Source organism: Bdellovibrio sp. HCB2-146, from assembly GCF_047345725.1.
Lineage (GTDB): Bacteria > Bdellovibrionota > Bdellovibrionia > Bdellovibrionales > Bdellovibrionaceae > Bdellovibrio.
The window spans coordinates 1-5,368 of the sequence record NZ_JBLEQP010000004.1 but is presented as its reverse complement, the minus strand read 5'-3'; the positions used below and the strand labels follow the sequence as shown (position 1 = coordinate 5,368).

The 5,368-nt window shown below is 48.4% G+C and carries 1 tRNA gene and 3 rRNA genes; all 4 read right to left on the bottom strand.

The window, feature by feature from the left end:
• Nucleotides 1–68: 68 nt before the first annotated feature.
• The 4 genes from rrf to ACLWOR_RS18845 all read right to left on the bottom strand — a co-directional run bounded on the left by rrf (nt 69) and on the right by ACLWOR_RS18845 (nt 5,230).
• Nucleotides 69–185 (bottom strand): 5S ribosomal RNA (rrf, locus tag ACLWOR_RS18860).
• Between the two features lie 245 nt (nt 186–430).
• Nucleotides 431–3,370: ribosomal RNA gene (locus ACLWOR_RS18855) — 23S ribosomal RNA — on the bottom strand.
• Between the two features lie 110 nt (nt 3,371–3,480).
• Nucleotides 3,481–3,557 (bottom strand) — tRNA-Ile (locus ACLWOR_RS18850).
• Nucleotides 3,558–3,716: 159 nt separating this feature from the next.
• A 16S ribosomal RNA gene (locus ACLWOR_RS18845) occupies nt 3,717–5,230 on the bottom strand.
• Together the 16S, 23S and 5S rRNA genes with 1 tRNA gene alongside form the textbook arrangement of a ribosomal RNA operon.
• Between the last annotated feature and the right edge of the window lie 138 nt (nt 5,231–5,368).

Here is a 5,368-nt window from a genome sequence, read left to right as displayed (position 1 = left end):
AGGGTTTCCTTCAGTGTGCAGAAACAAAAAAACCCAGATAACTTCCGTTACCTGGGTTAGAAAAAAAGAGCTGGCATCGTGCTACTCTCCCACATGGTTGCCCATGCAATACCATCGCCGCAAGAGGACTTAACTTCTGAGTTCGGAATGGGATCAGGTGTGGCCCCTCTGCTATAAACACCAGCAAAAATGTTTATTTCAAAGTACACAAGACTTATACAGTCTTGATGCTTGTTCTGCAACTTACTTCCAATACAAATGGAGAAGTTACTTATTAACAATCGAATAGATTTAGATTTAATTGATTTTTAGCGATTACTGGTTAGTTCGCATTTATCACTCTCTTACTTATTCAGAGAGCTAGTCTCTCGTTCCCGTTAGGGAAGTCTCTGAGACGAAATCTTCGTCAACTATGTTGAGAAGAAAATTTTTAAAAAAGCCTCACGACCTATTAGTACAGATCAGCTGAATGTATTACTACACTTACACCTTCTGCCTATCAACCTCGTAGTCTCCGAGGAGTCTTTAGGGGGCCGAAGCCCCAGTGAGATCTAATCTCGCAGTCTGCTTCCCGCTTAGATGCTTTCAGCGGTTATCAGTTCCGAACATAGCTACCCTGCATTGCCGCTGGCGCGACAACAGGAACACCAGAGGTTCGTCCATCCCGGTCCTCTCGTACTAAGGACAGGTCTGCTCAAATCTCATACGCCCACAGAAGATAAGGACCAAACTGTCTCACGACGTTCTGAACCCAGCTCGCGTACCACTTTAATTAGCGAACAGCTAAACCCTTGGGACCTGCTCCAGCCCCAGGATGTGATGAGCCGACATCGAGGTGCCAAACTCCATCGTCGATATGGACTCTTGGATGGAATAAGCCTGTTATCCCCGGAGTACCTTTTATCCGTTGAGCGATGGCCCTTCCACGCGGGACCACCGGATCACTTTGGCCTGCTTTCGCACCTGCTCGACTTGTAGGTCTCGCAGTCAAGCCCCCTTATGCCAATGCACTCGACGCCTGGTTTCCAATCAGGCTGAGGGGACCATCGCGCGCCTCCGTTACTTTTTGGGAGGCGACCGCCCCAGTCAAACTGCCCACCAGACAGTGTCCCTCTCCTCGATAAGAGGAGCAGGTTAGATTTCAAAGTTGCCAAGGGTGGTATTTCAAGGTTGACTCCACCAAGTCTAGCGACCTGGCTTCAAAGTCTCCCACCTATCCTACACATGCCAACTCTAAAATCACTGCCAAGCTACAGTAAAGGTTCACGGGGTCTTTCCGTCTTTCTGCGGGTACTCGGCATTTTCACCGAGAATTCAATTTCGCGAGGCATTTGGTCGAGACACCGGAGAAGTCGTTACGCCATTCGTGCAGGTCGGAACTTACCCGACAAGGAATTTCGCTACCTTAGGACCGTTATAGTTACGGCCGCCGTTTACTGGGGCTTCAATTCTCAGCTTCGCTTACGCTAACTAATCCTTTTAACCTTCCAGCACCGGGCAGGCGTCAGCATGTATACTTCGTCTTGAGACTTTGCACATGCCTGTGTTTTTGATAAACAGTCGCTACTCCCATTTCTCTGCGACCCGAAAAAGCTTGGGGAGTAAATCCTTACACTCTCGCGGGCACACCTTTTCCCGAAGTTACGGTGTTAAGTTGCCGAGTTCCTTGACCAAAGTTCACCCCATCGCCTTAGGATATTCACCCCACTCACCTGAGTCGGTTTACGGTACGAGCTAACAAATCTAAATTTACGAAACTTTTCTTGGATGCATGGCTTTTCACACTTCCGGGACAAGTCCCTCGCATTCACACCTCAGAGTTATGACCAGCGGATTTGCCTACTGATCCTCCTACATGCTTACACCCAAATCCAATAATGGGCTGTGATATCCTACACCGTCATTCCTTAAACACAATTTGCTAGGTAACGGAATATTAACCGTTTTGCCATCGATTACGCCAATTGGCCTCATCTTAGGTCTCGACTAACCCTGGGAGGATTATCCTTGCCCAGGAATCCTTGAGTTTTCGGCGCCCGGGTTTTTCACCCGAGTTCAACGCTACTTATGTCAGCATGATCACTTCTAGTTCGTCCAGCTGTCCTACCGGTCAACCTTCATCCTATACTAGAACGCTCCCCTACCACTAAAATATAAAATACTTTAATCCAAAGCTTCGGTAACACGCTTAGCCCCGTTGTATCTTCCGCGCAGAGTCACTAGACTAGTGAGCTATTACGCTTTCTTTAAAGGATTGCTGCTTCTAAGCCAACCTCCTAGTTGTCAAAGTAACTCCACAACGTTCTCCACTGAGCGTGCATTTAGGGACCTTAGCTGTTGGTCTGGGCTCTTTCCCTCTCGACTCATGACCTTATCACCCTGAGTCTGCCTGCCGAGGAACATATCTGTGGCATTCGGAGTTTATTTGGGTTTGGTAATCCGGTAAAGACCCCTAGCCCATTCAGTGCTCTACCTCCACGATACTTTTTACTCGACGCTATACCTAAATATATTTCGGGGAGAACCAGCTATCACCCAGTTTGATTGGCCTTTCACCCCTAATCACAGATCATCAAAAGAGTTTTCAACCTCAACTTGTTCGGCCCTCCACGAGGTGTTACCCTCGCTTCAGCCTGTCCATGATTAGATCACCGGGTTTCGGGTCTATGCCTGCAAACTAAACGCCCTATTCAGACTCGCTTTCGCTACGACTCCACCTACAACGGCTTAATCTCGCTTGCAAACATAACTCGCTGACTCATTATGCAAAAGGTACGCTATCGCGCATATAAAGCGCTCTAACTGCTTGTAGACTTACGGTTTCAGGTTCTATTTCACTCCCCTCTCGGGGTTCTTTTCACCTTTCCCTCACGGTACTTGTTCTCTATCGGTCACTAAGGAATATTTAGCCTTAGAAGGTGGTCCTCCTAGATTCCCACAAGATTTCACGTGTCTTGTGGTACTCGGGATGCCACTAGCGCTTCTGAAGTTTTCGAACACGGGGCTATCACCCTGTCTTGCCAGACTTTCCAGACTGTTATTCTAACTTCTCGAGTCGCACATTGTGGTCCCACGACCCCTCATTCAAATTAATGAACAAGGTTTAGGCTCTTACCCGTTCGCTCGCCACTACTGGGGTAATCTCGGATTTGATTTCTCTTCCTGAGGGTACTGAGATGTTTCACTTCCCCTCGTTCGCTCCTGACAGCTATGTATTCACTGAAAGGTACCAATAATTGGTGGGTTTCCCCATTCGGACATCTCCGGATCAAAGTGTGTGTGCCACTCCCCGAAGCTTATCGCAGCTTACCACGTCCTTCATCGCTTCTTAGTGCCAAGGCATCCACCGTAAGCCCTTTGTAGCTTAAAAAAATGGAACTAACCTCGCTAAAAATCAACTAAATCAATCTATTCAATTGTCAAAGAACAAAAAATTGTTCAGGTAAATACTCTCGCGCTCTAACAGTCCAACTTCAGAGTTGGTGGGCCAGGGAAGACTCGAACTTCCGACCCCACGCTTATCAAGCGTGTGCTCTAACCAACTGAGCTACTGGCCCAAGTTAGATGCATCAAGAGATTCACTCTCTCAAAACTAAACAGCTAGAAAAGATTTTTGGGACTCACGCTATCTCGGGTAGAGAAGCGTTGACCTAAGATTGGGTCGTTTTGACTTATCAAGATCAAGTCTTGATGAAGATCGACCGGATAATCCTTAGAAAGGAGGTGATCCAGCCGCAGGTTCCCCTACGGCTACCTTGTTACGACTTCACCCCAATCATCGACCATACCTTGGGCGCCTGCCTCCTTGCGGTTAGCGCAGCGACTTCTGGTACAGCCGACTTTCATGGTGTGACGGGCGGTGTGTACAAGGCCCGGGAACGTATTCACCGCGGCATTCTGATCCGCGATTACTAGCGATTCCAACTTCATGATCTCGAGTTGCAGAGATCAATCTGAACTTAGATAGCTTTTCTCCGATTAGCTCCGTCTCGCGACTTCGCTTCAGTTTGTGACTACCATTGTAGCACGTGTGTAGCCCTAGGCATAAGGGCCATGAGGACTTGACGTCATCCCCACCTTCCTCCGGTTTAACACCGGCAGTCCATCTAGAGTGCCCAACTGAATGCTGGCAACTAAATGCAGGGGTTGCGCTCGTTGCGGGACTTAACCCAACATCTCACGACACGAGCTGACGACAGCCATGCAGCACCTGTGTACCGACCCTTGCGGGCGACGACGTTTCCGCCAATCTTCCAGTACATGTCAAGCCTAGGTAAGGTTCTTCGCGTTGCATCGAATTAAACCACATGCTCCACCGCTTGTGCGGGCCCCCGTCAATTTCTTTGAGTTTTAATCTTGCGACCGTACTCCCCAGGCGGGATACTTAACGCGTTAGCTTCGTCACTGAAGGGGTCAATACCTCCAACAACAAGTATCCATCGTTTACGGCGTGGACTACCAGGGTATCTAATCCTGTTTGATCCCCACGCTTTCGGGTCTGAGTGTCAGTGCTTGGCCAGTTACCCGCCTTCGCCTCCGGTATTCCTCTTGATATCTACGTATTTCACCACTACACCAAGAATTCTAGTAACCTCTCCAGCACTCAAGCTACGCAGTATCAAATGCACTTCTGGGGTTAAGCCCCAGGCTTTCACACCTGACTTACATAGCCACCTGCACCCGCTTTACGCCCAATGATTCCGAACAACGCTAGGATCCCTCGTCTTACCGCGGCTGCTGGCACGAAGTTAGCCGATCCTTTCTTACAGGGTACCTTCATTGTGTTATTCCCCTGCGACAGAGCTTTACGACCCGAAGGCCTTCATCACTCACGCGGCGTCGCTGCATCAGAGTTTCCTCCATTGTGCAATATTCCCTACTGCTGCCTCCCGTAGGAGTCTGGACCGTGTCTCAGTTCCAGTGTGACTGATCATCCTCTCAGACCAGTTAAAGATCGTCGCCTTGGTGAGCCGTTACCTCACCAACTAGCTAATCTTACGCGGACTCATCTTGAAGCGAAAAACCTTTGACCTCTAGAACCTCAGTTCCTGTGGTCTTATGCGGTATTAGCCAATCTTTCGACTGGTTATCCCCCTCTTCAAGGCAGATTATCCACGCGTTACTCACCCGTGCGCCACTAGTACTCACCCGAAAGCTTTCCCCGTTCGACTTGCATGTATTAGGCACGCCGCCAGCGTTTGTTCTGAGCCAGAATCAAACTCTCCAGTTATAATTCTGTTCTCAAGCAAACAACTAGCTTACGCTGTGTTTGTTCGAATTTATTTTTGAAATTGTGTTTAATAATTACTTATTAAACTAAGAGCCCAAAAATCTATTTCTTCTAGCTATTCAGTTTTCAAAGAGCGAA